The sequence below is a fragment of the Huijunlia imazamoxiresistens genome, assembly GCF_037132455.1.
Lineage (GTDB): Bacteria > Bacteroidota > Bacteroidia > Chitinophagales > Chitinophagaceae > Flavisolibacter > Flavisolibacter imazamoxiresistens.
The window spans coordinates 26,947-52,053 of the sequence record NZ_JBBBEI010000003.1 but is presented as its reverse complement, the minus strand read 5'-3'; the positions used below and the strand labels follow the sequence as shown (position 1 = coordinate 52,053).

Here is a 25,107-nt window from a genome sequence, read left to right as displayed (position 1 = left end):
TTTTCGGGTATCGACGGGATGCCTCACTGCGTTCGGCATGACAGCTCTACAGGTTGCCATCCGTATAATAATTGTTGCTGAAATATATCTTCGCCGATCACCACTTCACTTCATCATTTGCCCTGGTTATCTGCACTATTTTTTTATCGGGATCGATTTGTACGCTACCGCCCGTTAACACGGTGCCGGCTGGTATGGGCAGCTTTACTTCCGCCCATTCGGGCAGCAGGTTGACCGGGGCGCGCAGGGGCGGCACGGTGGCGGAAGCAATAACCTTTCCGGTAGCATCCTTTAATACCACCGCGGAAGCGGGGGCGTTCACCGCGCCCATGCTGTATACTTTTACCGTTACCAGGGAATCGGTGACCTTTACCTCCCTGGGGCCGATGCCCAGGTCGGGCCGCTCGTGGTAATCGGTAGGGGCCCGCTCCAACAGCTCCAGTTTTATAAGGGTGGTTTTCCGCGGGGGAAACTGCAGTTGCAGCGCCTCGCTTTGCTGCAGCTCCACGATGCGCTCGGCCGGCTTGCCGTCCATGGTTCCATCCTCGTTTTCATCCAGGCCCTGGCGCAGCCGCCAGCGGCCCGGCTTTATATTCCAGACGCTCATGGCGGCACTCACCGGCGCCGGGTCAAGGTTGTAGGCCATCAGCTCGATGGTGGTGGGATTGGCTTTGGACACATAGACCGCCAGGCTCCGGTAGGTGGCGGGCCGGTCGATCTTCCAGCTCAGGAAATTTTGCTGGTACAAATTGGTGATGCGCCAGAGCGCCACCCCGCCCAGGCGGTCGGTCTGGAGGTCGCCCTGCGGCGCGATGATCCGGTCGATCCACTGGCTGCCCTCGGTATTGATGTATTCGCGCACCGCCAGGTCCTGCACGCGGCCGGTGTAGCGGGCTACGAGGCTGTCTTTTTGAAAAGGCCGCGTGTCCTGGTTTTTGCCGGGAATAGGCTGGAGGTATTTGTCGTCGCCGGTAAGGTCGTAGGCCGCCATGAGGATCGGCCAGGTGGCCAGGGTACCCGGGTTACCCCGCCGCTCGTCGCTGCTGAAATGAAAGTCGGTATACGCCCGTCCCTTTTCATCGCGGTGCGCCAGCAGGCCGTCGGCCATTTCGGTGATCAGCTTTCGGCAAAGGGGATTGCCGTTGTAGCGGGCGATGTTATAGGCGGTATGCAGCATGTGGTAGGAGTGGTAGGTGGACCACTGCCAGGGGTCCACGGTGGCCATGCCCGTGCCGCTGTAGTTGCGCGAGCGCACGTGGCGGTGGCCCTTGCTGTTGACCTGGGTCACGTCCTCCAGCACCCGCTTGGCGATCTCCATGCCGTGGTTGAAGTGCAGCGGGTTGGCGTAATCGAGCAGCTGCAGCTGGCCCACGGCTTCGATGCCGTCCTCGTAGGCATGCAGCATATCGGTATTGATGGTGGCCAGGCCGTTGGTGAACAGGGGCAGGCTGGGCTGCCGCAAAGGGGCGTCGTAGGGATCGCGTTCCTGGTCGTAATAGCCTTCCATCAGCAGGCGCAGGGAGCGCAGGGTTTTTTCGGGCTCGATGCCCATCAGGGCGGTGCCCGGCAGCATATTGGTAAAATCGTCGTCGTCCGACAGGCCGCCGCCAAATTCGCCGTTGGCGATCTGGCGCCGGTCGATGTAGTAGTTGACGATGTTGGCCAGGTGGCGGAGGTACTCGGTCTGCAAAAACGCCCATTGCGGCACGCCCGCCGGGGCGGCGGGAATAACGTAATCCGGTCCGTCCTTGCCGGTGATGACGTAGCGGTAGGCTTTGGCCAGCCAGTGGTCCGGCGCTGCCTGCTGCAGGTCCGTCAGGTCGGCCATCAGGCGGTTGTACAGGTTCAGGCGGGGCGTATAGGTTCGTTCCTCCACGATAAAGGCAAAAAGGTCGCGTACCTGCGTAAAGCGGTCGGCCACGTGCTCGGCCAGGGCCTGGTCCCTTGCCTTGTACACCAGCCGTACGCGGGCGCCTTTGAGCAGGGCGGGGGTGAGGTCGCCGCCGGCACCGGCAAGCGTCAGGTAGAGGGCCCGGCCCCCGGGCAGCAGCCGGTCGCGGGTGTCGATCCAGAGGGTGTAGGGCTGGTTCGGCCGCAGGGAGCAGGAGAAATCCGCCAGGTCGCGCAGCGGCCAGAGGGGGTCTTTGACCCGGACGTTTAGGGGATAAACGTCGCCGTGGGTGGGTTTGACCGGCAGGGCGGGCAGCTCGATCTCCACGCCGTCGAGGCCTTCGGGGTGCGACTCGTAGGGCAGCAGGATATGGAAAAAGGGCAGCGGCTTTTCCGCTGCGGGGGCGGCGGGACCGGGCGCACTGTCGCCGGCGGCCACGCCCACCAGTTTCGTTTGTTCGTCGGCGGGGTAGCGGCCATTGACGAAGGCGGCCAGGGCGGCGATGCCCGGGTGGGCCATTTCGGCGGGCGCGGGGAAGAGGGCAAAGGTTTCGGTACGGCTGCCGCGGGGCGCCCGCCCTTCCTGTACGTTATAAACACCCAGCTCGCCGATGGGCTCTTCGATCAGGGCGTTGTCGAACCGCAGGGTGCCGCCCTTTACCGGTGCTTCGTAGCGGTGGACGGTTTTTTCCTGGCCCTTTTTGCGCACGGCAAAGGTGTGGTCGTAGCCTTTTTCCTTTTCGTAGGTCAGCTGTCCCCAGGCGGTGCCCCAGATCTCCACCTGGTTCCAGGGTTCGTCGGGCAGTTGGAAGCGGACGGTCTGGCCCGATCGGGAGTAGGTGTCCCAGTCGGGTAAAACGAAATAGTCGTAGCGGCCCGGCAGGCGCGACATGTTGTACACGCCGGGCCAGGTGGTTTCGCGGATGCCGTCAGTGCCCTTCCAGTACCAGCGCTTGATATCCCAGGCGTTGTGCACCTCCACCTTACGGACAGCCGTATGCGCGGAGGGCAGTAGGGGCGGGGCGGGTTGCGGCCGGTTCCAGCCATTGCGGGTCCACCATTCGTCGCGCCAGCGCCGCTCGGCCAGGTTGCGCGCCAGTGGGGGAATCTTTGCCGGGGCCTTGCCGCGGGCCAGGGAGGCGATGTTGTCGTCGGTCAGCGGGCGGTCGTAGATGCGCAGCTCGTCGAGGTCGCCGCCGCGCACGAAGTTGAAGTCGCTCTGCACCTGGTAGGGACTGATGACGCGGGAGTGGGCGCCGAACTGGTCGAGGCCCGTATCCCAGAGGCTGCCGGACACGCCCTGCTTTTGCGCCAGCCGGCCGTTGATATACAGGCGGATGCCCTCGGTCTCGTCCCACGACAGGGCGATATGGGTCCAGGTCTTCGGTCCCGGCAGGGTATCCACAAAGTGCGATACGCGGGTGCGCGACAGGCCGATGTCGGTGACGAAGGCGTCGAAGCCCGCCCCGTTGTAGTCGATGCGGAGCCACACCATGTCCCAGCTCGAATGGTCGGCAAAGGCCACGCGGAAGAGGGGGAAGGGCTGGGGGCTCAGCGGGTAGCGCGACCGCCAGAAGAAGGAGAGCGTGCCCCTTTGGGCGTAGATGTTGCCCGGCGCCCAGTAGGCCAGCAGCTGCTCGTCGCCCGCCTGGATGCCTTTTCCAAACGCCCCGTCCGGTATGGAGACGACCTCTTTCAAAAAGTTGGGCGCGCGCTGGCCGCCGGCGGCGAAGTCGGCCGTAGGCCCCCCTTCGCCGGAAAGGTAGAACAGCAGTCCCGGTTCGGGAGAGCGGGCGGGCGCCGATGCCTGGCCGGCCAAAAGGCCTTCGGGCGGTTCGGCACCCTGCTGGGCGGAGGCTTTGCGGTGGGTGAGGGCGATTAGGGTAATCAGCAACACGATTGGCCTGATGATCCTCAGGGGGGACGATCGTAAGTTCCTCATATGTGCAATTTTTTGAAGAAATCCCTGGCGGGACGGACGAATGTTGACCCAACTAGGGAAGGCGCCTTTAGCGTTCCTTCCTGTCTTCTATCCTTCCGGCATCATGGCGTACCGGCGCGTTGTATTCCTTTGCCGTTTTGAGGACGTATGCTTTGAACTTTTCCGCGGTATTCAGCACCGGGCCTTCGCTCCAGGCGGCAAACAGCATGTATTCATAGGCGTTACCCGGCGCTGCCGTCACCTTCAGGGCATGGTTTCCTTCGAAGGAAGGCACATATTGATACCGCGGTTTGTATTGATCCTTTATGACGATAGCCTTGCCGATAAAAGGAACGATCAGGCTCATGCGGTCGTCGATGTGCTCGGGGTCTTTGATGCCTTCCGGGCCCGAAGAGATCACGATCCCTCCCTGCTGAAATAGGTCTTCCGCTCCCGGTTTTTTGCGGATGCCGGCCCCCATCAGCACGCCTTTGCCGGCCGGGGCGAACCGGGTGTATTTTACCTGGCAGGTGGTATAGCTCTGGTGCGCATAGGCCGTATAGTATTGTTCCAGCTCGTAGGTGCCGCTGCCGCTCTTCCAGTTCATGGTTTTGATCTTGATGATGGACCGCAGCGGGCCGTTCACCACCACTTCGTAGGCGTAGCGGGTATCGCTGATCTGGCCGGCATTCCAGAAGCTTTTGGGCGCCAGGCGGGCATGGGCGGGCGTAAACCGGGGCCGCGAAATCGAATCGGGCAGGGCGGGGTGCTCGAACAAACAGATAGCGCCCCCGCCGAAGGAGCCGGCCACCGACTGGATATCCGAACCGTAATCCTCGTTCAGCTGGCCGATGCCGTAGCCGTCGATGTTTTCCATATACAGGCGGTGGGCGATCAGCACCGGTTTTCTTTTGGCAAACACATCCACCGAGTTGGCGAACCAGATCTTCCAGCCCACTTCTTCCGACTCCCAGAACGGCATCTGGTGCCGTACATAGCTGCCGATATTGGCATGGGTGAAATGGCGGTTCCATCCCCGGATGTTTTCGCCGAAGTAGAGGTAAATGGTTTTTTTCTCTTTGGGTTTCAGGTCCGTAATGAAGTACAGCTCATCCCAGATGCCATCCTTGTCCAGGTCGTCCAGCTGGTGAAAGAGGGCATGGCCGTTGGTTTCCTCGCGGAGCTGGTGACCGCCCTGCAGTTTCAGCAGGCTGTCGCCGGGTTTGCCTGCGGGGGGAAGCTGGGGGTCCACTACGGTGATCCACATTTCGTGGATGTCGGGGAGGGGAAATCCTTTCCGGGGGATCACCACCGGGCAATGGGTCCGTTCCATGTCGAGGTCGTTGATCAGGGTGTATTGGATCCGTTGGGCAGGGGTGAAGTCGCCTTGCGTGTACCAGTTGTTGGTTTGCGTCCTGCCGGAAACCAGCGCCAGGATGCAGGCAAGCAGAAGGGCTGTTTTTTTCATCATCATATGGTTTGTTGGTTGCGCGAATCATTCCTTTTTCGAGAAAGTTGTTTCCATATGCCGGTTACTTTTAATGCTACAAGGTAACAAAAAAGCCACCTCCAATAAAAAAAGGGAACCGGATGGTCCGTTTCCCTTTTCAGCATCTGCTGCATGCGTACATCTATTTTGCCGCCGCTGCCTTGTTGTTCCCGGAAGGGGCGGGTTTTGCCGCTTTGATATAGTCCATCAGCAGGGTCATATTTCGGATATACGCCGCCGTGGAAATGTACAGCTGGTCCGATGGGTCGCGGTAAGGCGAGGTGTCGGTTTTGTCGCCGGCATGGGAGGTGGCGTATTCCTCGGTGGGCGCCTGTTGCTGTCCGTCGCCGGTGTAGGGGTTGCTGATCATGGCGTGCTTCACCAGCCAGCGGTTTCGGCTGTCCAGCGCGCCAAGGACCTCCCGCACCCGGCTGTCGGTTACGGCCTCCGGTTGGCTGCCGGCGGCGCGGTTCAGGGGGTAGGCACCCTGCGGAAGTCCCTGCCCGTCGAAGGGTTGCGGCCGCAGGGGCGAAGCTTTTGTGGCCTCCTCCACCGGCAGGGCGCTGATGCGCCGGTATTCCTCCTTCAGCCGCTCCACCGGGATAGCCGTTTTGCCGCCGTAGTGCGCCAGCAGCTTCTGGTCGTTGGTGTCCACGTAGTAAAAGCCAAAGGCCGCATTGGAGCCCTTGCGGTGCACGAACAGGGGCTTGCCGGTGTCGACGTCGATGAAGGTGGGGTGGGTGTAGCGGCCGCCATCGGACAGGTGCTGCGGCAGGCGGGTCTTTTCGAGCCAGGCGATGGCGTCGGGCACGCGGGCCAGGAACTTGCGGTCGCCGGTGTACTGGTAAAAGCGCAACAGCAGCAGGGCGTTGCCGAAGGTGGTGCGGGGCAGCAGGGCCGCGGGTTCGTAGGTGCGGGCGCCGGCCGGTTTCAGCTGCCCGTCGTACTGCTGCGCCCAGCCGCCGCTGCCGGTCTGGGAGAGCACGTAAAAGTTCATGCCCCGGTGGATGGGTTCCAAAAAGCGTTCCTCCCCCAGCGTCAGGTAGCACTGGATCAGGAAATTCACGTTTTCCCAGATCACGTCGTCGTTGAAGGTGTTGAAGGAGGTGTAGTCGGGATGGCCGTTCTTGTTGAAGTCGAATTTGAGGGGGTAGCGCTGGGGCCAGCCGCCGGAGGGGTACTGGCTTTTCAGCACAAAGCCGATGGCCTTGTCCAGGGCCGGTTTGTACTTTGGATCCAGCTTTTCCAGGTACAGGCGCAGCAGGAAGCGGGCGGCGTCCGAGGTCACGTCGTCGTCGTAGGTGTCGTTGCCGTAGTAGTGCTGGAATTCTTCCAGGCGCCAGCCGTTGCGGCCGATGGTGGCGTACCATTTTTTCAGCGAGCGGTCGCCGGCGAAGTCGATCATGTAGTTCCAGCCCCCGGCGGCGCTCTGGCCCCAGATGAGGGCGGCGGCCGCTTTTTCGGCGGCGGTATAGTAGTATTCGTTTTTCGTGGCGCGGTAGGCGTCGAGGAACAGGTGGCCCATGCCCACGGTGCCCCCGTCCTGGGTCCACACCATGGTTTTGTAGGCTTCCATTTCGCCCCAGCGGCGCGACAGGTCGGGCAGGTAGTACCAGACATAGCCACCCTGGGTGCTCACTTCTTCCACCATGTACCGGGTGGAGCGGAGCATGGCGGCTTCGGCTTCTTTAATCAATTGGGGATTCTGGGCGCCTGCGGGCACGGTAGCGAGCAGGGCGGCCAGGGGCAGGCAGCGCAATACGTTTTTGAGGGGCATAGATCGTTAGCGAAATTTTCCAAAAGATAGGAAAATTTCGGATGTCATCTCGCCCCAGGCAGGACGACATCCGAAATCTCAATAGCCCTCGTTTTGGCGCAGGTTGCGGTTGGCGATGAGCTGCTGGGAGGGGATGGGGTACAGGCCCCGGAAGGCGGGGGTGGGGGAGGTATGGAACTTCCAGGTGCCGGTGAAATAATCGCCGAAGCGGATCATGTCGCGGCGGCGGTGGCCCTCCCAGAGCAGTTCGCGGCCCCGCTCGTCTTCAATCGTTTGCAAAGTCAAAGCCCCCAAGGCGCTGGCGTTGCTGCGGCGGCGCACCTCGTTCAGCGGGGCCAGCGCTTCGGTGGGCTTGCCGGCCCGCAACAGGGCTTCGGCCTTGACCAGCAGCACGTCGGCATAGCGCACCAGCACGATGTCGTTATTGGCATCCCTTCCGGTCCATTTGCCGTCGGGCAGGTATTTCACTACCCGGTAGCCTTCGTTGTCCTCGGCCTTCGTGGGGTCTTTGATGGGTACCAGCACCAGCTGCTGCCCGTTGGCGTAGCGCAGGGGCGCCCCGGCCGCGTCGTACTGGGGACCCCACCAAATGTACTGGCGGCGTACGTCCTGGGATTCGTACCTCGCCAGGGCTTCCTCGTAGGTGTTGTAGCCATTGGCCGGCACAAAGGGCAGCTTGGGCGTAAAGGAGGCCACGTGCAGGGGATGGAGGGCGCCCCGAACATAGTTGTTGGCGCCGGCATTCTGCGCCGGGTCGATGGAAAAGGAGGCGATCAGTTCTTTGGACAGGTGGTTGTCGCCGGTAAAGGAGGCACTGAAGTTGGGCTCGAGTATATAGGCTTTGGAGTCGATCACCTTGTTGGCCATCTCCAGGGCATTGGTCCAGTACGCGGTGCCGGTATACACCTGGCCGTTGAGGTACAGGGTGGCCAGGGCCGTGTAGAGGGCTTCCCGGGTAAGGCGGGGATAATAAGCGGTGCGGTTGACGGTGGTTACCGAAGGCAGGGCGGCGGCCGCCGCCAGCATTTCCGTTTCCACGAAGCGGAACACCTCCGCCCGGGTGGCATTTTTGGGTGGCTGCGCCGCGTTCACCCGGGCGGCCGTCACCAGGGGCACGTTGCCCCAGTAGTCGAGGGCGTAAAAATAAGCCCAGGCCCTCAGGGCTTTGAGTTCGGCAAAGAAGGGGGTGAAGGCGTCGCGGCGGGGGGAGGCTTCCAGGTGGTGCAGCACGGCATTGGCGGCGCCGATGACGCCGAAGACGGTGTTCCAGGCGTCGTTGTTCATGCTGTTGTCGGAACTTACCTGGTGGCGGAGGTACTCGAGGTAAATGCCCCCGTCGTACCAGCCGCCGTTGGTGCGGGCGGCGATGATGTATTCGTCGGTGCCCAGCTCCGAGGCCCGCCAGGCGGCTTCATAGTTCACTACGGCGGCCATGCGCTGGTACACGCCGGCCACCGACGACAGGGCCTCCTCCTCGGTGCGGTAGTAATGCTCGGGCACCAGCACGCCGAAATATTCTTCGTTGAGCTTTTTGGTGCAGGAAGAAAGCGCCAGCAGGAGGGCCAGGAGCAGGTTCAGGGTTTTATATGCAGGGGTCATGAATCAAATTTTTGGTTGCCCAAAGGGCATTTTCAAAAAGTAAAGCTGCCGCCGATGGAAAAGGTGCGGGAGCGGGGGTAGCTGAGGTAATCGATGCCCAGGGGTACGGTGCCGCTGCCGTTGACGTTGGAGTTTACCTCGGGGTCCTGGCCGGAGTAGCCCGTCAGCAGCAACAGGTTCTGGCCGCTGACGTATACCCGGAGGTTGTTCGACGGTTGCAGTGCCGGCAGGGTAAAGGTGTAGCCCAGGGTCAGGTTGTCGAGGCGCAGGTACGAGCCGTCCTCGATCCAGCGCGAGGAGTAGCGCTTGGGCGCCTGTCGGTCCAGGCCGGTTTCCAGGGCGCTCTGCAGCACGTTCTTGCCCGGGAGGTTGCTCTGGTAGGAGAGGTTCAGGCGGGTAAGGTTGAGGAGGTCATTGCCCTGCGAACCCCGGAAGGCCAGCTGCCCGTCGAATTGTTTCCAGGTAAAGGTAGCCCCCAGGCCGTACAGGAAGTTCGGCTGGGCATTGCCGATAAGGGCCTTTTGGGGGGCAAACTGCTCGGCGCCGTCCTTGGTGCCCAGGTATACCAGGCCGTAAAAGGTACCCAGCGGCTGGCCGGGGGTGATCAGCTGGGCCGTCACCCCGTTGAGGCCTGAGCCCTGCACGGGTGCGAATTCGATCTTGTCGGTGCTGAAGGCGGCATTCGACAGGCTGAGGACCTGGTTGCGGTTGACGCTGAGGTTGCCATTGACCCGCCACGAGAAGTCGGCCGTTTGCAACAGGCGGGCGTCCAGGGTCAGCTCCACGCCCCGGTTGCGCACCTTGCCCACGTTGGCCAGCTGGTCGGCCACCACGGTGGGGGAGGGCAGGTTGACGCGCAGCAGCAGGTCGGAGGTGATCTTGTTGTAAAAGTCCAGCGTGCCCGACAGGCGGCCGTTCCAGAGCTCGAAGTCCAGGCCCGCATCCAGCTGGGCGGTCTGTTCCCATCTAAGGTCGGGGTTGGCGTACTGCTGCGGCAGCACCACGGTTTGGCGCACACCCCCGATGATATAGCCGGTGGTGCGGGCACCCAGGGTGGAGACGGCGTTGAGGTTGCCGATCTCCTGGTTGCCGGTAAGGCCGTAGGAGGTGCGCAGCTTCAGGTCGGTAACAAAGGAGGCGGGAAAAAAGGCTTCCCTGGAAATCCGCCAGGCGATGGAACCCGAAGGGAAGGTGCCCCATTTGTTGCCGGAGCCGAAGCGGCTGGAGCCGTCGCGGCGCAGGGTGGCGGTCAGCAGGTAGCGGTCGGATAAGCTATAGTTCACCCGCCCGAACCAGGAAAGCAGGGCGTTGCTGCTTTTATACGACGACAGGGCCCGGATGGAGCGGGCCGCCTGCAGGCTGTTCCACTTGAAGTCGTCGGAAATAAAGTCCGAGGCCTGGGCCCGCCCGCCTTCCTCCACGAAGTACTGGATGGAATAGCCCGCCACGGCCTGCAGGCGGTGGTCGCCCCACTGGCGCTGGTATTGGGGGGTAATTTCCAGCAGTTGGCTCCAGTCCTCATTGTTTTGCGCGTTGGCCAGGCCGCCCCAGGCATTGCCCAGCGGGCTGGCCTTGCGGATGTAGGAATGGCGCACGATGTTCTGCCAGGTATAGCCCAGGTTGAGGTTCAGGCGCAGCGCATCGGTCAGGCGGTAGGTGGTGGACAAGCTGCCCAAAAACCGCCGCGTGGTGGATTCGTCCTCGATTTGTTTGGCGTAGGAAACGGGGTTGACGGTAAACTGGCTGTACTGCTGGAAGTCGCCGTTGGGCTTGTATACCGGGAAGGTGGGGTTGAACACATAGGCGTCATAGAGCATGTTGGTGCCGCTTTCGTTCGAAACGGTATTGGAGATGGGGGCGTTGCGGGCGGCTATCTGGGCGCCGGTGATACGGAAGTCGAGGTCCAGCTTATTGTCCAGCGCCTTGTGGCGGATGTTGATGCGGGCGGTGGCAATGGATTGTTTGGAGCCGAGCACCACGCCTTGCAGGTTGTTGTAGCCCAGCGAGGCCCGGTACTGGGTGGCCGTGCTGCCGCCGCTGAGCGAAAGGTTGTGGTCGTGCGAAAAAGCTTTTTGAAAGATCTCGTCCTGCCAGTTGGTGGCCGCCCCGGAATCCACCAGGGTCAGGTTACGGTCCGTCACGGCCTTTTTATATTCCTGGGCGTTGAGCATGCGGAGCTGGCGGGTGACGGCCGAGAGGCCGAAGCGGTTGGTATACGTGGTGCGCACGGCCCCGGCGGCGCCGCTGCGGGTGGTAATGAGGATGACCCCGTTGGCGCCCCGGGCCCCGTAGATGGCGGCGGCGGAGGCGTCCTTCAGCACAGTGATGTTTTCGATGTCGGCGGGGTTAAGGCTGTTCAGCGGGTTGACGGGTTCCTGGTCGAACATCTGGATGTCGGCGGTGTTCAGGTTCACCTGGCGGCCGGAGGAGGTGGTGGCGATGGCCACGCCGTCGATCACGTAGAGCGGTTCGTTGGAGGCGGTGATGGAGGTACCGCCGCGGATGCGCACGGTGTTCGAGCCGCCGGGCTTGCCGCTGTTCTGGGCCACGTTCACCCCGGCCATCTTGCCCTGGATCAGCTGCTGCGGGCTGAGCTGCGCTCCCTGGTTGAATTCTTTGGCGCTGAGCGTGGCTACCGAACCGGTCACGTCTTTCTGTTTCTGGGTACCATAGCCCACCACCACCACAGTGTTCAGGTGGGCGCTGCCGAAGGGCAGTTGCACGGCTATTTCCGTTTTACCGGCCACGTCCAGGTCCTGGGTTTCCATGCCCACGAAGCTGACGGTCAGCTGGTGGCTGCCGGCGGGAAGGGAAAGGGAGAACCGGCCCAGGGAATCGGTGGTGGTTGCCACCTTTTGCCCCCGGATGTTAACGGTGGCCCCAGAAAGCGGGGACCCGGTAGGGTCGGTGACCGTGCCACTGACTACCCGGGGTTGGGCAGCAGCGGGCCCGCAGAGAAGCGCCAGCAGCAAAAGTGCGCACAGGCATTTGGGCAAAAGCGTTCTGTTCATATGGCGATTTTTCGTTACGGTAGCAGGAAAGAAATGCAGTATCCAGGGGCGGACGTAGTGTTGTCCAGGGGAAAACGGTCGATTGATCACGGGGGCAAGGTACGGAACCCGGTCGCAGAAAATGTTAAAAAAGCTTGCCGCAGGCCACCTAACTTTGGAACTCTGGAACTTTGGAGCGTTGGAGCTCCCCAGGGCCCCACCTACAACCCGTAACCTTGTAAACTTGTAAACGCGTAAACTGTTCATGTCTCTCTTCATTACCTCCCTGAATTCGGGAAGCAACGGCAACTGTTATTATGTAGGCAACGGCCAGGAGGCGGTGCTGGTGGATGCGGGCATTTCGTGCCGCGAGACGGTCCGGCGCCTGCAGCGCCTGGGGCTGTCGATGGATGCGGTGAAGGCCATCTTCGTATCGCACGAGCATTCCGACCACATCCGGGGCATTCCCACGCTGGCGCAGAAGTACCGACTGCCCATCTATGCCACGCCGGCCACCTGGCGGCACTGCCGCATTTTTATGCCCGAGCTGGAGGTGCGACCGTTTACCGGTTATGAGCCGGTGGCGATCGGCGGGCTGTCGGTGACGGGTTTTCCCAAGCGGCACGATGCCGCCGAACCGCACAGCTTCGTGGTTTCCGGCAACGGGGTAACCGTGGGGGTGTTTACCGATATCGGCGCTCCCTGCGAACACCTGGAGGCGCATTTTTCCCAGTGCCAGGCTGTTTTCCTGGAGTCCAATTACGACGAGGAAATGCTCGACAAGGGGCATTATCCCTACCACCTGAAAAACCGCATCCGCGGTGGCCACGGCCACCTGAGCAACCGCCAGGCCCTGCAATTTTTCCTGCAGCAGCGGTCCCCGGATCTCAGCCACCTCATTTTAGCGCACCTCTCCAAGGAGAATAACCGGCCCGAGCTGGTGGAACAGCTGTTTACGCCCCATGCGGGAACAACCAAAGTGGTGGTCGCTTCCCGTTTCGAGGAAACGCCGCTGTTTAGGGTTACTGCCGGCACGGCGGCACCGCTTCGCCGCCCGGTGGTCCGGCCCGGCAGCCGCAGCAAGGCGGCGCCCGCCCCGGACAACACGGTGCAGTTGTCGCTGTTCTAGGCCTCACCCCCGGCCCCGCTCCCTGTGGAGCGGGGTGCCCACATCAGTAATTTAGCTTACGGGTGGGAACCGTGAATTTCTTATTTGTGGTGCGGGTGATGGGCCCTTCGGCCATTTTTGCCGAAGAGGGGGCATACCTTTTGGTCCATTTGGTGCTGCCGTCCGTGCCGTATTTCAGCAGCAAATAGTCGTCGGAGGTTCCCGCTCCCACGCTTCTGCCGGCAACATAGAGGTTGCCCGATTTGTCCAGCTTCAGGGCACGTGCGCCGTCGAAGCCGTTGCCGGTGCCGTTAAACCTTCTCAGCCATTTCTGCACGCCGTTCTTGTCGTACTTCAGGGTGGCGAAGTCGAGGCCGGTGTCCCCTCCGTCGCTTTGGCCCGTCACGTAGATATTTCCCGAACCGTCCGTTGCGAGGTCAAAAGGGTAATCGTTGCCGCCGCCGGGCCCGTCGTATTTGGCGGACCAGAGCTGGACACCGGCAGGCGAATATTTTACGGTGGCGTAGTCCTTCTGGTCGCCGTCATATTCGCTGCCCCCGGCCACGATCACGTTGCCCGAGCCATCGAGGGCCAGGGCATAGGCCTGGTCAATGTTGTTGCGGCCGTCCACAAAGCCGCTGTTGAAGGCTTTGCTCCAGATGGGGGCGCCGGCCGGGCTGTATTTGACCGTGTAAAAGTCGGCGACCCCATCGTAGATCCCCCCGGTTACATACACGTTGCCGGAGCCGTCCACCGCCAGGTCGTTGGCCGCGCTGTGCGCCGGGCCGGTGGCCACCCATTGCTGCAGGCCGTTCGCATTGTACTTGATGGTGGTATACGTTTCCTGGCCGCTGCTGTTGAAGCCGGACCCGGTGATATAGATGTTGCCGGAAGCATCCAGGGCCAGGGCCTTGGCCGTTTTCCGGCTGGTTTCCTTCCCCAGGCTGTTGTAAAGGGCGTACCACAGCCGGACCCCGTCCTTGTTGTATTTGATGGTGATAAAGTTGTCGTTGTCCGGTGCGAAGGCTACTTTTCCCGTTACCACCACGTTGCCGGAACCGTCCACCCCCAGTGCATAGGGGCGGTCCTCTCCACCCAGGGGGCCGTTATGCCGGGCGACCCATTTGGTGCTGCCGTCCGTTCCGTACTTGATGGTGACAATATCGGTGCCGGAGCCGCTGCCGGTGCTCCAGCCCGTGACATACACGTTACCGGAACCGTCAACGCCTATGGCAGTGGCGCCATCGGCGGAACTGCCGGTGCCGTTGTAGGTGACGGCCCATTTGCGGCTGCCGTCCGGGTTGTATTTCAGGGTGAGGAAGTCGCCATTGCTTTCCCCGGTAATATAGGCATTACCCGAACCGTCCAGGGCCAGTGCTTCGGCTTTGTCGGAGGAGAGGGATGCAGTACTGCTGAATTGGTTGAGCCATTTTTCGCTTAGCTGTGCGGGGGAGAGGGCGGGCCACAGCAACAGCAGGGAAAATAGAAAGAAGCGGCCAGCGCATAAAGGTGTTTTCATGACCAAAAAATTTACGTTTGGAAATAAGAGAAAACCAACGTCATAGGTGGAGAAAACGTTATTCGCGGGAAGGCGGATCGGGGAAACGGGGGAGGCGCCGGGCAGCACCTTGATGGAAGCCGGTAGTAAAGGTAGGCCAAAGTGGCGAAACCACCCTGCAGCGGCTATTGCGTTAAGAGGAACCGCTGTCTTTTATCCGGATGTCATAGATAAAATCCACCACTTCCACTACTTCCAGCTTTGCAATATCCGGGTGCAGGGGATTGACCAGGTAATTGAATTCCTGCGGCACGACGGCGGAGGGGATTTTCAGAACGGGATATTGTGCCGCCTTTAAAAGTTTAGTGCCGAAATCCTTTGTTTCGGCCGGGGCGGGCGCCGCGGCCCAGTTGCCGGGAAGCGAGGAGAGGGGGCACTCCAGCATAGGGACGTCGGGCAGGCGAAGGGTAACGATGCAGAGGGTGCGGGGGATGCTGAAGAGTTCTACGTTGACCGAGTACTCCAGGATGGCCAGCGACCGGCTTTCCGCCGTGTACAGGCAGGGCGTGCCGATATGGTTCCAGCGGCCCCCGTGGAGCCGGGCGCCTTCACCCGTAGTATCCCGTGCATATTTGCGGTTGGCGAGCCGGTAGACTTTCATTTTCAGGAAAATACGCCGTAGGCAACCCTGCCGGCTAAATGATAAATTTCCTCGATCCCGAAAATCGTGTCCAGCAGGTCCATCGGGGCCTGGCCGCCCAGGGCTTTATTGGACTGCTCCATCCATTTGTTGAAGAGGTCGGGCGCGCCGAACACCTCGTAACCGTAGGAGTAAAGGTGGGCCAGGGCAAAGATCTTTTCGCTGAGCGAGGGGTTGAATTTTTCCTCCCCTTTTTTATTGAAGAGGGTGGCCTTGGCGACCGAAAAGATCCGGGCAAGGCTGTCGTAATCCAGGCCGGTCTTTTCCTTAAGAACCTCCAGGTCGTTTTTGGAAATGCCTTCCCGCACCTTTTGGATCTTTTCCATGCCGGTCAGGGCGTGGACCGGCCGCAGCGATCCGCTAGCAGGCGCACCGATCGCTACAAACAAACTGTTGCCCCGGACCGCTGCCAGGGGCTTTGTTTTCGGGGAGGCTTTTTTCTTTGGAATCGCCATGAGGGAATGATTGTGTTTTTATACTCTTTGTAGTATAAAATTATACCAACTGGGCCGGTAATAAAAATTACATTTTTTTCAGGGGCTCCAGCAGGTCCGACAGGCCGTTGATCTTGATCTCGTGCACGGTTTGCAGCTGCATGCCCAGCTTGCCTTTGGGAAAGCCCTGGCGGGCAAACCAGTCGAGGTAGGAATCCGGCAGGTCGCAGAGCAGTTTGTCCTTGTATTTGCCAAAAGGCATTTTGGTTTTTACCAGTTCCAGCAGGATTTCGCCGTTGGGAAGAAAAGGGTCTTGGGTCATGGGAGGAATAAGCGTTTGAATGGGTGCAAGTTTACGGGGATTTCACGGAAAATGTCCAATGACCATTGACTATTGCCCATTGTCCCCTGACCCGTTATCCTTTCGTACCTTGTTCCCTTAATCATGGTTCATGGCTGCCGGGGCCAATAATTATATAACGGTGTACGAATCTCAGAACGGGGGATGGGTGCTGCTCCACCCCCTGCATGGGGCAGGGGAGCTGCGGGGCAACCTCGAAGCCGCCCGCATTCTGGCCGACGAGGGCTGCCGCATCCAGCTGCTGCCGACCATTGCCCCGGCCGAGGTGGCGCTGCGCGAAGCCCTGCTGCCGGATGTTTGCGGCAACAAAAACCCCGACGTGCGCATCAACGGCAGCCTGATCGGCGACATCAAAACCCCGGCAGGGGAGCGGGCCGTGCGCCAATGCGTCCTCAACCGCGAGATCTACAGCGCCGCCCGCCAGGGGGTGGCCGTGGTGATCCTCAACCTTTTTGACCGCCTGTACACCGTGCAGGACGTGCGCAAAGGCATCGTCGGCGCCCTGCAGCCCTGCCGCAACCGCTGCATCCAGCAGGTATGGGTCATCACCCGCGGCCGCCACCTCTTTATTGTTCCCCGCCCCGTGGTCTTCGACGACCGCATCTACGAACCCCTCCACCGGTTGTAAGGGACAGGGCCCCGGATTCCAGGATGGCTAAGCTGAAAGGCAGGATGGGGCAGGTCAGTTGCGTACGTGTTTTAGCGTAATCTTACAACCACATCCGGACAGTGATGCTTGCTGCCCGGTCCTACACTACACTTGTATGCTAAACAAAAGGCTGCCGGACAGAACCTGGCCATTGCCTCTGCGCTTCCGTGTTTGCCCACGAGCCGGAAGGCGGTCTTTTTTTCGGAACACCAGCCACAGAAAATTAGTCCTTAAATAAGAAGATATGCCGAGCCGCGGCGGGATCGACCCGGCCGGAAAATTCTAACGATTGTAAACAGTTGTAAACACAAATTGTACGATTTGCCAATGAGAAAACTCTACCCTGGCAGGGGCAAGCCTATCGCTTTGCTGACCCTGGCCCTTTCCCTTTTTTCCGCTCAGCAGGCCCAGGCCCAGCTCCCGGCTTTCCCGGGAGCCGAAGGTTTTGGCAAGTACGCCACCGGCGGCCGTTATGGTTCGGTGTACCGGGTGACCAACCTGAATAATTCCGGTGCGGGCTCCCTGCGGGATGCCGTAAGCGCTCCCAACCGCATCGTAGTGTTCGACGTGGCCGGCGTCATCCGCATCACCGAGCGCCTGATCGTATCGGCCAACATCTACCTGGCCGGCCAGACCGCCCCGGGCGAAGGCATTACGGTCTACGGCAACGGCTGGTCGTTTTCCAATGCCCACAACACCATCTGCCGCTACATGAAGATCCGCATGGGCGCCGTGGGCAGCAGCGGCGTGGACGCCAACGGCCTCGCCTCCGGCCACGACATCATCTTTGACCACTGCTCCGTTTCCTGGGGCCGCGATGAGAACTTTTCCATCAACTCCTCCACCGCCCAGAACATCACGATTCAAAACTCCATCATCTCCCAGGGCCTGCTGACCCACTCGGCGGGCGGCCTGATGCAATGCGACGGGGGCATCACCCTGTACCGCAACCTGTATGCGGACAACGGCACCCGCAACAACAAGGTGAAAGGGGTGAACCAGTACGTCAACAACATCGTGTACAACTGGAGCGCCGGCGCCTACATCATGGGTGGCGAATCCAGCGGCAACTCTTACGTCAATGTGACCAACAACTGCTTTATCCAGGGCCCCACGGACGGCGTACGCCCGATGAGCCTGGGTAATTCGCTGTTCCATATTTATGCGGCGGACAACCTGTACGACAATAACCGCGACGGCGTCTTCAACCCCTACACCCTGCCGCAAAGCGAATACGAGGGACCGCCCGACTTCCAGGCAACGCCCTACAACTATCCCGCCCTGCCCACCGTGCCGGCAAAAGACCTGGTGGCCGACCTGCTGCCCACCGTAGGGGCCAGCCTGCCGTACCGCGACTATGCCGACTATTACGTGGTGAATGAAGTGAAATCGCTGGGCAAGAAAGGTGAGCTGATCGCCAACGAAAGCTCCCTGCCTTTTGGCGTGCCCACTACCTGGAACCTCTGGGCCGGCACCGCCCGCACCGATTCCGACCAGGACGGCATGCCCGACGCCTGGGAAGCCACCCACGGCACCAATCCTTCGGTAGCCGATGCGATGGTCGTCACCCCTTCGGGCTATACCAACATCGAAACCTATATCAACGGCCTCACCGCCGCTGCTTCGCAGGAATACCTGCGCACCCCCATGAAGCTGAAGGTAGAGTCGGCCACGCAAAATTCCGTGCTCCTGACCTGGCTGGATTATACCGAAAAGGAACAGGGCTACATCATCGAGAAAAAAGTGGACGGCTCTTTTGTGCAAATCGGCACCACCGGGGTCAACCAAAATACTTTTGAGGTAACCGGCATGCAGCCGGAGCAGACCGATATCTTCCGGGTAAAAGCCTTTAACGGCAGCCTGCAATCGGCTTATTCCAACGAGCTGGCGGCCAAGTCCAAACCGGTGGAAGTACCCGTGCTGGACCCCGCCACCTTTGCGCCCGGCCTCACCTGGACCGGCGCCCTCAACGGCACCTGGGATAAGAGCACCCAAAACTGGAAAACTGCGGACAACAGCCCGGCGGTTTATACCGACGGCAGCAGCCTGCACTTTCCCGAAGCAGGCCCTTCGGGTCAGACCATCAGCCTGGCCGAGCAACTGGCGCCCGGCGACCTGCTGGTGAACAGTGGGGGCAATTACACCTTCTCGGGTACGGGCTTTATCGCCGGCAACAAGTCGGTGAACAAATCAGGCGCCGGTACGCTGGCCCTGGGAGCGGCCAATACGTACACCGGCGCTACCGTAGTGCACGAAGGCACCATCGAATTTAGTAAGCTGGCCAACGGCGGCGCCGCCTCCTCGCTGGGCGCTTCGCCCAACTACGGCTTTAACTGGGTATGGAAGGGCGGCTCCTGGAAATACACCGGTCCCACCGTGGGCACCGACCGCAACGCCGTGCTGGATGCCACCACCGAGTTTAATGTGAGCAACAGCGCCAGCACCGTTACCTTCAACGGCGTACTGACCGGCGAAGGCGGACTGGTGAAGTCGGGCCCGGGCAAGCTGGTACTGAAAAATGCCAACCCCTACGCCGGCGAAACCATCATCAACGGCGGTACGCTGGAAGTAAGCCCCGTGAGCAGCGCCACCCTGGCCCAGGACATTATCGACAACAACCAGGGCATCGGCACTTCCAACGTGCTGCGCCTGCACAACGGCACCTACAAAACCTCCAACGGCAGCGGCGAAATCTATGAGAACTACCCCCTGCAGCTGTACGTGGACGACAGCACCGTCAACGGTTTTGAACCTTTCCGCAACGCCAACCTGTCGATGACGGTACACGGCAACGGTACCCTCAACTACACCATTCCTTACCTGCGCGAACTGGTACAGGGCGACTGGAGCGACTTTACCGGTACGCTGGTGGCCAATGGCGTGAACACCGCCGATACCTACAGCCTGCTGCTGATCGATAACGGTACGGGCTTTCCCGCCAACCGCATCGTGACCACCGGCAACACCAAGATCGCCTCCTGGCAGAACAACAATACCCTGTACATCGGCGGCCTGTCCGGCAATGCCGGCACCTGGCTGTCGACCGGCGGTACCAAGTCGCCCTCCTTCGGCGAAGGGTTTACCACCTATGTAGTGGGAGCAGCCGGCACCGATGAGACCTTTAACGGCGTCATCAACAACCACCTGTACGGCAATGCCGCCGACGGGTCCGGCACCACCACCATCGTCAAGGAAGGCAGCGGCCTGTGGCGCCTCACCGGCAACAACACCTATGTGGGCACCACCACCGTTACCGACGGCAAGCTCATTGTGAACGGCGCCCATTCGGGTCCCGGCAAGATCACCGTGGAAGAAGGGGCCATCCTGGCCGGTAAAGGCAGCCTGGCCGGGGCCGTGGACGTTTGGGGCACCCTGGAACCGGGCGACAGCTCCCGCAGCACCTTTACGCTGAAGGACAAGCTGACCCTGCAGGCCACCGCCCTGACCTCCGTGGACATCAACAAAACCGCTAACAGCTGGGATAAGCTCGCCGTTACCGGCAACATCGCCTACGGCGGCACCCTGAAGATCAACTTTACGGGCACGCCTGTTTCCGGCGATACGTATAAGATCTTCAGCACGACAGCGGCCGTAACGGGCACCATCACCGGCTTCGAGCCCGCCACGCCGGCTCCCGGCCTGCTGTGGGTGTTCAAGCCCGCCACCGGCGAACTGCAGGTGCAGGCGCCCAACTACGTGGAAGCCCCCGCCAGCCTGCACCTGGATGCAGCCATCGCACCGGGCGGCGGCGCCAGCAACATCAGCGTCAGCTGGGACGATCTTTCCGACAACGAAGATTACTTTATCCTGGAGCGCAGCACCGACAGCATCAACTTTGCCGACGTGGCCCATCCTGCCGCCAACACCACCACCTACAGCGACAACGGTTTGCAGGGCGGCATGCGCTACTACTACCGCATCAAGGCCCACAGCTCCCTGAGCGCGTCCAACTACAGCAGGGTGGTGGGCGTTACCACCCCGGCAGCGGATATCCTGCCCACCGTCACCGCCACGCCCTCGCCGGCAAACAACGCGACCAACGTGTTCCTCAACGGGCGCAGCATCGACCTGGACTGGACCGGCAATTATGCCGACACCTACCAGGTGTACCTGGGCACCAGCCCCTCCGCTTTGACCAAGGTGGCCGAAGTGGCCGCCACCGCAGGCGGTTATACGCTCCCGGCCCTGGAGCCCAATACGGCTTATTACTGGCGGATCGATGCCCAAAACGGCAACGGCACCACCACCGGCACTACCTGGAACTTCAAAACCGCCAATGTGCCCGTTACGGTAGCGGGTGATTTCCGCTCCGCCGCCACCGGCAACTGGGGTACCACCTCCGTAGCCACCAACATCTGGGAAACCTTCGACGGCACCAGCTGGAAGGCCACCACGGCAATCCCCTCTAGCAGCACCAACACGGTGACCATCCGCTTCGGCCATACCGTGCGCCTCAATGCCACGACTAACGTCAACAACGTAGTGGTGGAAAGCGGCGGCACCCTGGTGTCCGGCACCGACGGCTCGAGCACAACCGTCACCAACCGGAACCTGCGCGTTGTGGGCAGCATCAACAACTTCGGTACGGTGGGTTCCTCCACTACGTCTACCAACCGGATCAACTTTGAAGGTACCCGTACCAACGGCACCACCTACATAACCGGTACCAGCACCTACTACCTCAATACGTTTACCATGAACAGCGGGGTGCAGGATGTGGAAGTGATCATCGACGCCGACCTGAACCTGGCCTCTTATATGCGGGCTTTCGGTTCCACGGGCACTGCCGCGCAAAACGATGATGACGTGACCCTCACCATCAGCGAGGGAAAAACGGTAACGATTACCGGCAGCAACAGCTACCTCCATTCCGGCAGCACTCCCACGAACAATACCATTGTCGAGTTCGGCCGGTATACGTACAACATCAACGGTACACTGGACATGCGTTCCACCGGCACTTCCTGCATCGTGGCGCATTCCACCCTGGCCAACAGCAATATCACCATTAACGTGAACGGCTCCTGGCTGACCGGTAACGCCATGCGCTTTGCCAGCACCTCGGCCACCGCGGGCACCATGAATGCCAACATCGGCCCCAACGGCGTGGTGGATGCGGGCATCCGGGCTACCGGCTCCAATACGCCTACGAACATGGTGTTTAACAATGCCACCAGCGGCCAGATCTTCTACAACATCAGCGGAAACGGCGTGCTGAAAAATAAGGTCGGCACTTCGGAAGTACTGTTTCCCATCGGCTCCGGCAATACCTACAGCCCGGTGAAGCTGACGAATTCCGCCACAATGGATATCGCAGTCGGTGTAAAAACCGGTCTGTCCTACCCGGTAGGCGATGCTTCCAAAGTAGTGAACAAACAATTCAGCGTGACGCCGGCCGGCAGCGTTTCCAACCTGGCCGTCAGCCTGGGCTGGGTAACCGCCAACCAGGGTTCCGGCTTCAACCCCGCCGGTGCAGTGGCCCTGGGCCGCTACAACGGCAACCAAACCTGGTCGGAAGCCGCCGCCGCCATCTCCGGCTCGGGCACCGTTTCCATTCCCTATTTTGCCAGGGTTTCCGGCAATACCCAAACAGGAACCTTCGTGGTCAGCCAGGCGGGCATTGCATCGCCCACCGTAACGGCCATCACCCGGCAGGCCCCGGCAACAGAAAACACCTCGGATTCACTGCTTACGTACCGTGTCCAGTTTTCCGAAAACGTGCAGGATGTGGATGTGTCCGATTTTGCACTGACCCCCGGCGGAAGCATTACGGGTACCGTAGCCTCGGTAACGCCGGTTTCGGGAGCTGCCTATGATGTTGTGGTCAACAGCATCAGCGGTGAGGGTACGCTGCGCCTGGATATTAAGGGCACCGGTATCACCGATTTCTGGAGCAACGCCCTGGCAGCCGGCTTTACGGCAGGCGAGTCCTATACCCGCGAGAAGCGGGAGCAAACCATCACCTTCGCGGCACTGGATACCCAAAAGGTAGGTGATGCCGATGTGCCACTGACAGCGACCGCTACCTCGGGCCTTGCCATCAGCTACAGCAGCTCCAATCCGGAAGTGGCTGTCGTGAGCGGCGCCACGCTGCGCATCCTGGGAGCAGGCACCACCACCATCACGGCCCGCCAGGAGGGTGATAATTTTTACCATGGGGCTGCCGCCCTTGTCCGCGAACTGACCGTGGAGAAGCGGGACCAGGTAATCAGCTTTGCCCCGCTGGGCGAGAAAGCCTACGGAGCGGCCGACTTCGATGCCGGTGCCACCGCTTCTTCCAACCTGGGCATCGTTTATACGTCTTCCAACACCGATGTGGCGACGATCGTCAACGGCCAGGTGCATATCAGGGGCCTGGGTACTACGCTGATTGCCGCTGCCCAGGAAGGCAACTACATGTATAAGAGCGCCCCGACCATGGTGCAATCCCTGACCGTTTCCGATAAAACAGCCCCCCTGCAGCCGCAGGCACTCACCGTCACCAAAACGGCGGATGGGAAAGTGGGCCTGATGTGGCAGGCGACCACCGACGACATCGGCGTAGCGGGTTATTTTGTTTTCTTAAACGGCAAACAGCTCAACGAACAGCCCTTAACCACTACCAGCTTTATTACCGATGCCCCTGCCGGAAGCCTGGTATATGCCTACACCGTGATCGCTGCGGATGCGGCGGGCAACCTGTCGTCCGAAAGCGCCACGGCCCTGTTCGCCAACAGCAACGGGGGCGGCAGCGCCAACAGTTCGCTGGAGACCATGAAGGTGTTCCCCAACCCGACGGACGGCAATTTCAAGGTGCGGCTGAACAGCCGGGAAACCGGCACCGTAGTGATCGGCATCTACAACAGCAATGGTGTATTGATCCAGGCGGTGAGCGAAGGCAAGTCGGGCGATGTGTACCAGCGTGAATTCAAGCTGCAGGGCGTGCCCAAAGGCATGTACATGGTCCGTGTGGCTGTTGGTTCCTTTGTGCAAACCAGCATGGTCCTCATCCAGTAATTTCCCGATCTCCTTCCGAGTCCATTTATTTCTCTCCAAAGGAGGGCGCCCCCGGCGCCCTCCTTTTTCTTTTCCGGCCCGGCGCGTTATGGTGCATTTTGTTCCCAATCAGGCGACTAGGAAGGCCAAACCTTATTGGCCTGATTGGTGCATACATAGGGAGGACGAAAAAAGGCATACTTCGTGGAGAGAGGAATTACCTAAATACTATCGTTGAGCTTATGGATTATTACCTGGGCATTGATATCGGGACCACGGCCACCAAGGCGGTGGCTTTTTCGGCAAAAGGAGCGGTCCTGGCCAGCCATAGGATCAGTTACGGCATGCAGCATCCCCAGCAGGGCTGGAGCGAGCAGGACCCGGAGGAGATCACGGCAGCCGTGGTCAACTGCATCAACAAAATGGCGGCGCAACTGTCGCCCAATTCGCCGCTGCTGGTTTCCTTCAGCGCCGCCATGCACAGCCTGCTGGCGGTGGATGCAAACGGCAACGCCCTGACGCCCGTCATCATCTGGGCCGACAACCGGGCCCGCCGCATCGCCGAAATGTTGCGGTTTACCGAAGACGGCAGCGCCTTTTACCAGGCCACCGGCGTGCCGGTCCATGCCATGTCGCCCTTTTGCAAGCTGATCTGGCTGCGCGAGCACGACCCGGTCACCTTTCATACTGCGCATAAATTAATCGGCATCAAGGAGTACGTGTTCTTCCGGCTCTTTGGTGCCTTTCTCGTGGATACATCCGTGGCCTCGGCCACCGGCCTGCTCAACAGCAAAAGCCTGCAGTGGGACGACAGGGTGCTGGATTTTTTGGAGCTGCCCGCCGACAAGCTGTCGGAAGTGGTATCGCCCAAGCAGGTGCTGCCTTACAAAGGCAACAATCCCCGCCTGTTCCTGCCCGCCGGCACCCCCGTGGTGATCGGGGGCTCGGACGGGGCCCTGGCCAGCCTGGGTGCCGGCGCCCTCCAGAAACACAACCTGACCGTCACCATCGGCACCAGCGGCGCCGCCCGGATGGTGGTGGACGGCCCGGAGACGGATCCCGCCATGCGCACCTTCTGCTACCACCTGAAGGACCGCTCCTATATTGCCGGCGGCGCCACCAACAACGGCGCCGTGGTGCTGCAATGGCTAAAGGAAAAGCTCCTGCAGACCCCGGACACCTACGAGGAGCTGTACCAGGGCGCCGGCGACATCGCCCCGGGCAGCGACGGCCTGCTGTGCCTGCCTTACCTGCTGGGCGAACGGGCCCCGCTGTACAATGCCTCCGCCAAAGGGCTGTTCTTCGGCCTGGGCATCCACCATACCCGGGCGCACCTGGTACGGGCATCGGTGGAAGGCGTGATCTACTGCCTCTACAGCATCGGGAAGATCCTGCTGGAGCGCAAAGAGGTGTCCGGCGTGAACGCCAACGGCGGCTTTGCCCGCCACCCGATGTGGGTGCAGATCCTGGCCGATGTATTCGGAAAAGAGGTGGTGGTGTCGGGCTCGGTGGAAAGCGCCGCCCTGGGCGCCGTCATGATCGGGAGCGAAGCGCTGGGGCTCCCCTTTAAACCCAACACCAAGGTGGCCTCCCGGTTTTCGCCCGATGCCGCCCTGCACGGGCGCTACCAGGAATCTTTTGCCAAATTCGAACGGCTGTACGGCCTGCTGAAGGAGGAAATGAACTACTGAGGAGCAAGGCAATTGGTGAATTGGT

Annotated in this window: 13 protein-coding genes; 4 read left to right on the top strand and 9 right to left on the bottom strand. The window is 60.9% G+C overall.

Features of this window, described 5'->3' with window-relative positions:
• Positions 1–97: 97 nt before the first annotated feature.
• The 5 genes from V9K67_RS04115 to V9K67_RS04095 form a co-directional block, all read right to left on the bottom strand.
• Entirely contained in the window at positions 98–3,832 is a 3,735-nt protein-coding gene (locus tag V9K67_RS04115) for a LamG-like jellyroll fold domain-containing protein (protein ID WP_336720295.1), read from the bottom strand.
• A gap of 67 nt (positions 3,833–3,899) precedes the next feature.
• Complete coding sequence (locus tag V9K67_RS04110; RefSeq protein ID WP_336720294.1) at positions 3,900–5,279, bottom strand: DUF4861 family protein; 1,380 nt, start codon at positions 5,277–5,279, stop codon at positions 3,900–3,902.
• Positions 5,280–5,442: 163 nt separating this feature from the next.
• A complete protein-coding gene (locus V9K67_RS04105; RefSeq protein ID WP_336720292.1) occupies positions 5,443–7,077 on the bottom strand; it encodes a pectate lyase in 1,635 nt (544 codons plus the stop codon).
• A gap of 78 nt (positions 7,078–7,155) precedes the next feature.
• On the bottom strand, positions 7,156–8,676 hold the full coding sequence (locus V9K67_RS04100; RefSeq protein ID WP_336720291.1) for a RagB/SusD family nutrient uptake outer membrane protein: 1,521 nt from the start codon (positions 8,674–8,676) through the stop codon (positions 7,156–7,158).
• Positions 8,677–8,708: 32 nt separating this feature from the next.
• On the bottom strand, positions 8,709–11,687 hold the full coding sequence (locus V9K67_RS04095) for a SusC/RagA family TonB-linked outer membrane protein (protein WP_336720290.1): 2,979 nt from the start codon (positions 11,685–11,687) through the stop codon (positions 8,709–8,711).
• A 244-nt stretch (positions 11,688–11,931) separates the two neighbouring features.
• Here V9K67_RS04095 and V9K67_RS04090 point away from each other — a divergent pair, with 244 nt between their 5' ends.
• Positions 11,932–12,795, top strand: coding sequence for an MBL fold metallo-hydrolase (locus tag V9K67_RS04090; protein ID WP_336720289.1), 864 nt, complete (start codon positions 11,932–11,934; stop codon positions 12,793–12,795).
• A 43-nt stretch (positions 12,796–12,838) separates the two neighbouring features.
• On the opposite strand, the gene V9K67_RS04085 is transcribed toward V9K67_RS04090, so the two are convergent.
• The 4 genes from V9K67_RS04085 to V9K67_RS04070 form a co-directional block, all read right to left on the bottom strand.
• The gene (locus tag V9K67_RS04085) at positions 12,839–14,293 is read right to left on the bottom strand and encodes an SBBP repeat-containing protein (RefSeq protein ID WP_336720287.1); all 1,455 of its coding nucleotides are present in this window, start codon (positions 14,291–14,293) and stop codon (positions 12,839–12,841) included.
• A 172-nt stretch (positions 14,294–14,465) separates the two neighbouring features.
• Positions 14,466–14,933 (bottom strand): RES family NAD+ phosphorylase, encoded by a 468-nt coding sequence (locus V9K67_RS04080; protein WP_336720285.1) that lies wholly within the window; start codon positions 14,931–14,933, stop codon positions 14,466–14,468.
• A gap of 2 nt (positions 14,934–14,935) precedes the next feature.
• Positions 14,936–15,427: an Xre family toxin-antitoxin system antitoxin gene (locus V9K67_RS04075; protein WP_336720283.1), complete on the bottom strand. Its 492-nt coding sequence runs from the start codon at positions 15,425–15,427 to the stop codon at positions 14,936–14,938.
• A gap of 67 nt (positions 15,428–15,494) precedes the next feature.
• A complete protein-coding gene (locus tag V9K67_RS04070; protein WP_336720282.1) occupies positions 15,495–15,728 on the bottom strand; it encodes a DUF3820 family protein in 234 nt (77 codons plus the stop codon).
• A gap of 130 nt (positions 15,729–15,858) precedes the next feature.
• On the opposite strand from V9K67_RS04070, the gene V9K67_RS04065 reads away from it, so the two are divergent.
• The 3 genes from V9K67_RS04065 to V9K67_RS04055 all read left to right on the top strand — a co-directional run bounded on the left by V9K67_RS04065 (position 15,859) and on the right by V9K67_RS04055 (position 25,082).
• Positions 15,859–16,395, top strand: a complete 537-nt coding sequence (locus tag V9K67_RS04065) for a CdiA C-terminal domain-containing protein (protein WP_336720281.1) — start codon at positions 15,859–15,861, stop codon at positions 16,393–16,395.
• Between the two features lie 348 nt (positions 16,396–16,743).
• Positions 16,744–23,412: an autotransporter-associated beta strand repeat-containing protein gene (locus V9K67_RS04060; protein WP_336720280.1), complete on the top strand. Its 6,669-nt coding sequence runs from the start codon at positions 16,744–16,746 to the stop codon at positions 23,410–23,412.
• Positions 23,413–23,633: 221 nt separating this feature from the next.
• Positions 23,634–25,082, top strand: a complete 1,449-nt coding sequence (locus tag V9K67_RS04055; RefSeq protein WP_336720279.1) for a gluconokinase — start codon at positions 23,634–23,636, stop codon at positions 25,080–25,082.
• Positions 25,083–25,107: the final 25 nt, after the last annotated feature.

What these genes read in the sequence shown, in the direction of transcription:
- V9K67_RS04115 (WP_336720295.1), bottom strand. Translation starts at nt 3,832, where the DNA reads ATGAGGAACTTACGATCGTCCCCCCTGAGGATCATCAGGCCAATCGTG.
- V9K67_RS04110 (WP_336720294.1), bottom strand. Translation starts at nt 5,279, where the DNA reads ATGAAAAAAACAGCCCTTCTGCTTGCCTGCATCCTGGCGCTGGTTTCC.
- V9K67_RS04105 (WP_336720292.1), bottom strand. Translation starts at nt 7,077, where the DNA reads ATGCCCCTCAAAAACGTATTGCGCTGCCTGCCCCTGGCCGCCCTGCTC.
- V9K67_RS04100 (WP_336720291.1), bottom strand. Translation starts at nt 8,676, where the DNA reads ATGACCCCTGCATATAAAACCCTGAACCTGCTCCTGGCCCTCCTGCTG.
- V9K67_RS04095 (WP_336720290.1), bottom strand. Translation starts at nt 11,687, where the DNA reads ATGAACAGAACGCTTTTGCCCAAATGCCTGTGCGCACTTTTGCTGCTG.
- V9K67_RS04090 (WP_336720289.1), top strand. Translation starts at nt 11,932, where the DNA reads ATGTCTCTCTTCATTACCTCCCTGAATTCGGGAAGCAACGGCAACTGT.
- V9K67_RS04085 (WP_336720287.1), bottom strand. Translation starts at nt 14,293, where the DNA reads ATGAAAACACCTTTATGCGCTGGCCGCTTCTTTCTATTTTCCCTGCTG.
- V9K67_RS04080 (WP_336720285.1), bottom strand. Translation starts at nt 14,933, where the DNA reads ATGAAAGTCTACCGGCTCGCCAACCGCAAATATGCACGGGATACTACG.
- V9K67_RS04075 (WP_336720283.1), bottom strand. Translation starts at nt 15,427, where the DNA reads ATGGCGATTCCAAAGAAAAAAGCCTCCCCGAAAACAAAGCCCCTGGCA.
- V9K67_RS04070 (WP_336720282.1), bottom strand. Translation starts at nt 15,728, where the DNA reads ATGACCCAAGACCCTTTTCTTCCCAACGGCGAAATCCTGCTGGAACTG.
- V9K67_RS04065 (WP_336720281.1), top strand. Translation starts at nt 15,859, where the DNA reads ATGGCTGCCGGGGCCAATAATTATATAACGGTGTACGAATCTCAGAAC.
- V9K67_RS04060 (WP_336720280.1), top strand. Translation starts at nt 16,744, where the DNA reads ATGAGAAAACTCTACCCTGGCAGGGGCAAGCCTATCGCTTTGCTGACC.
- V9K67_RS04055 (WP_336720279.1), top strand. Translation starts at nt 23,634, where the DNA reads ATGGATTATTACCTGGGCATTGATATCGGGACCACGGCCACCAAGGCG.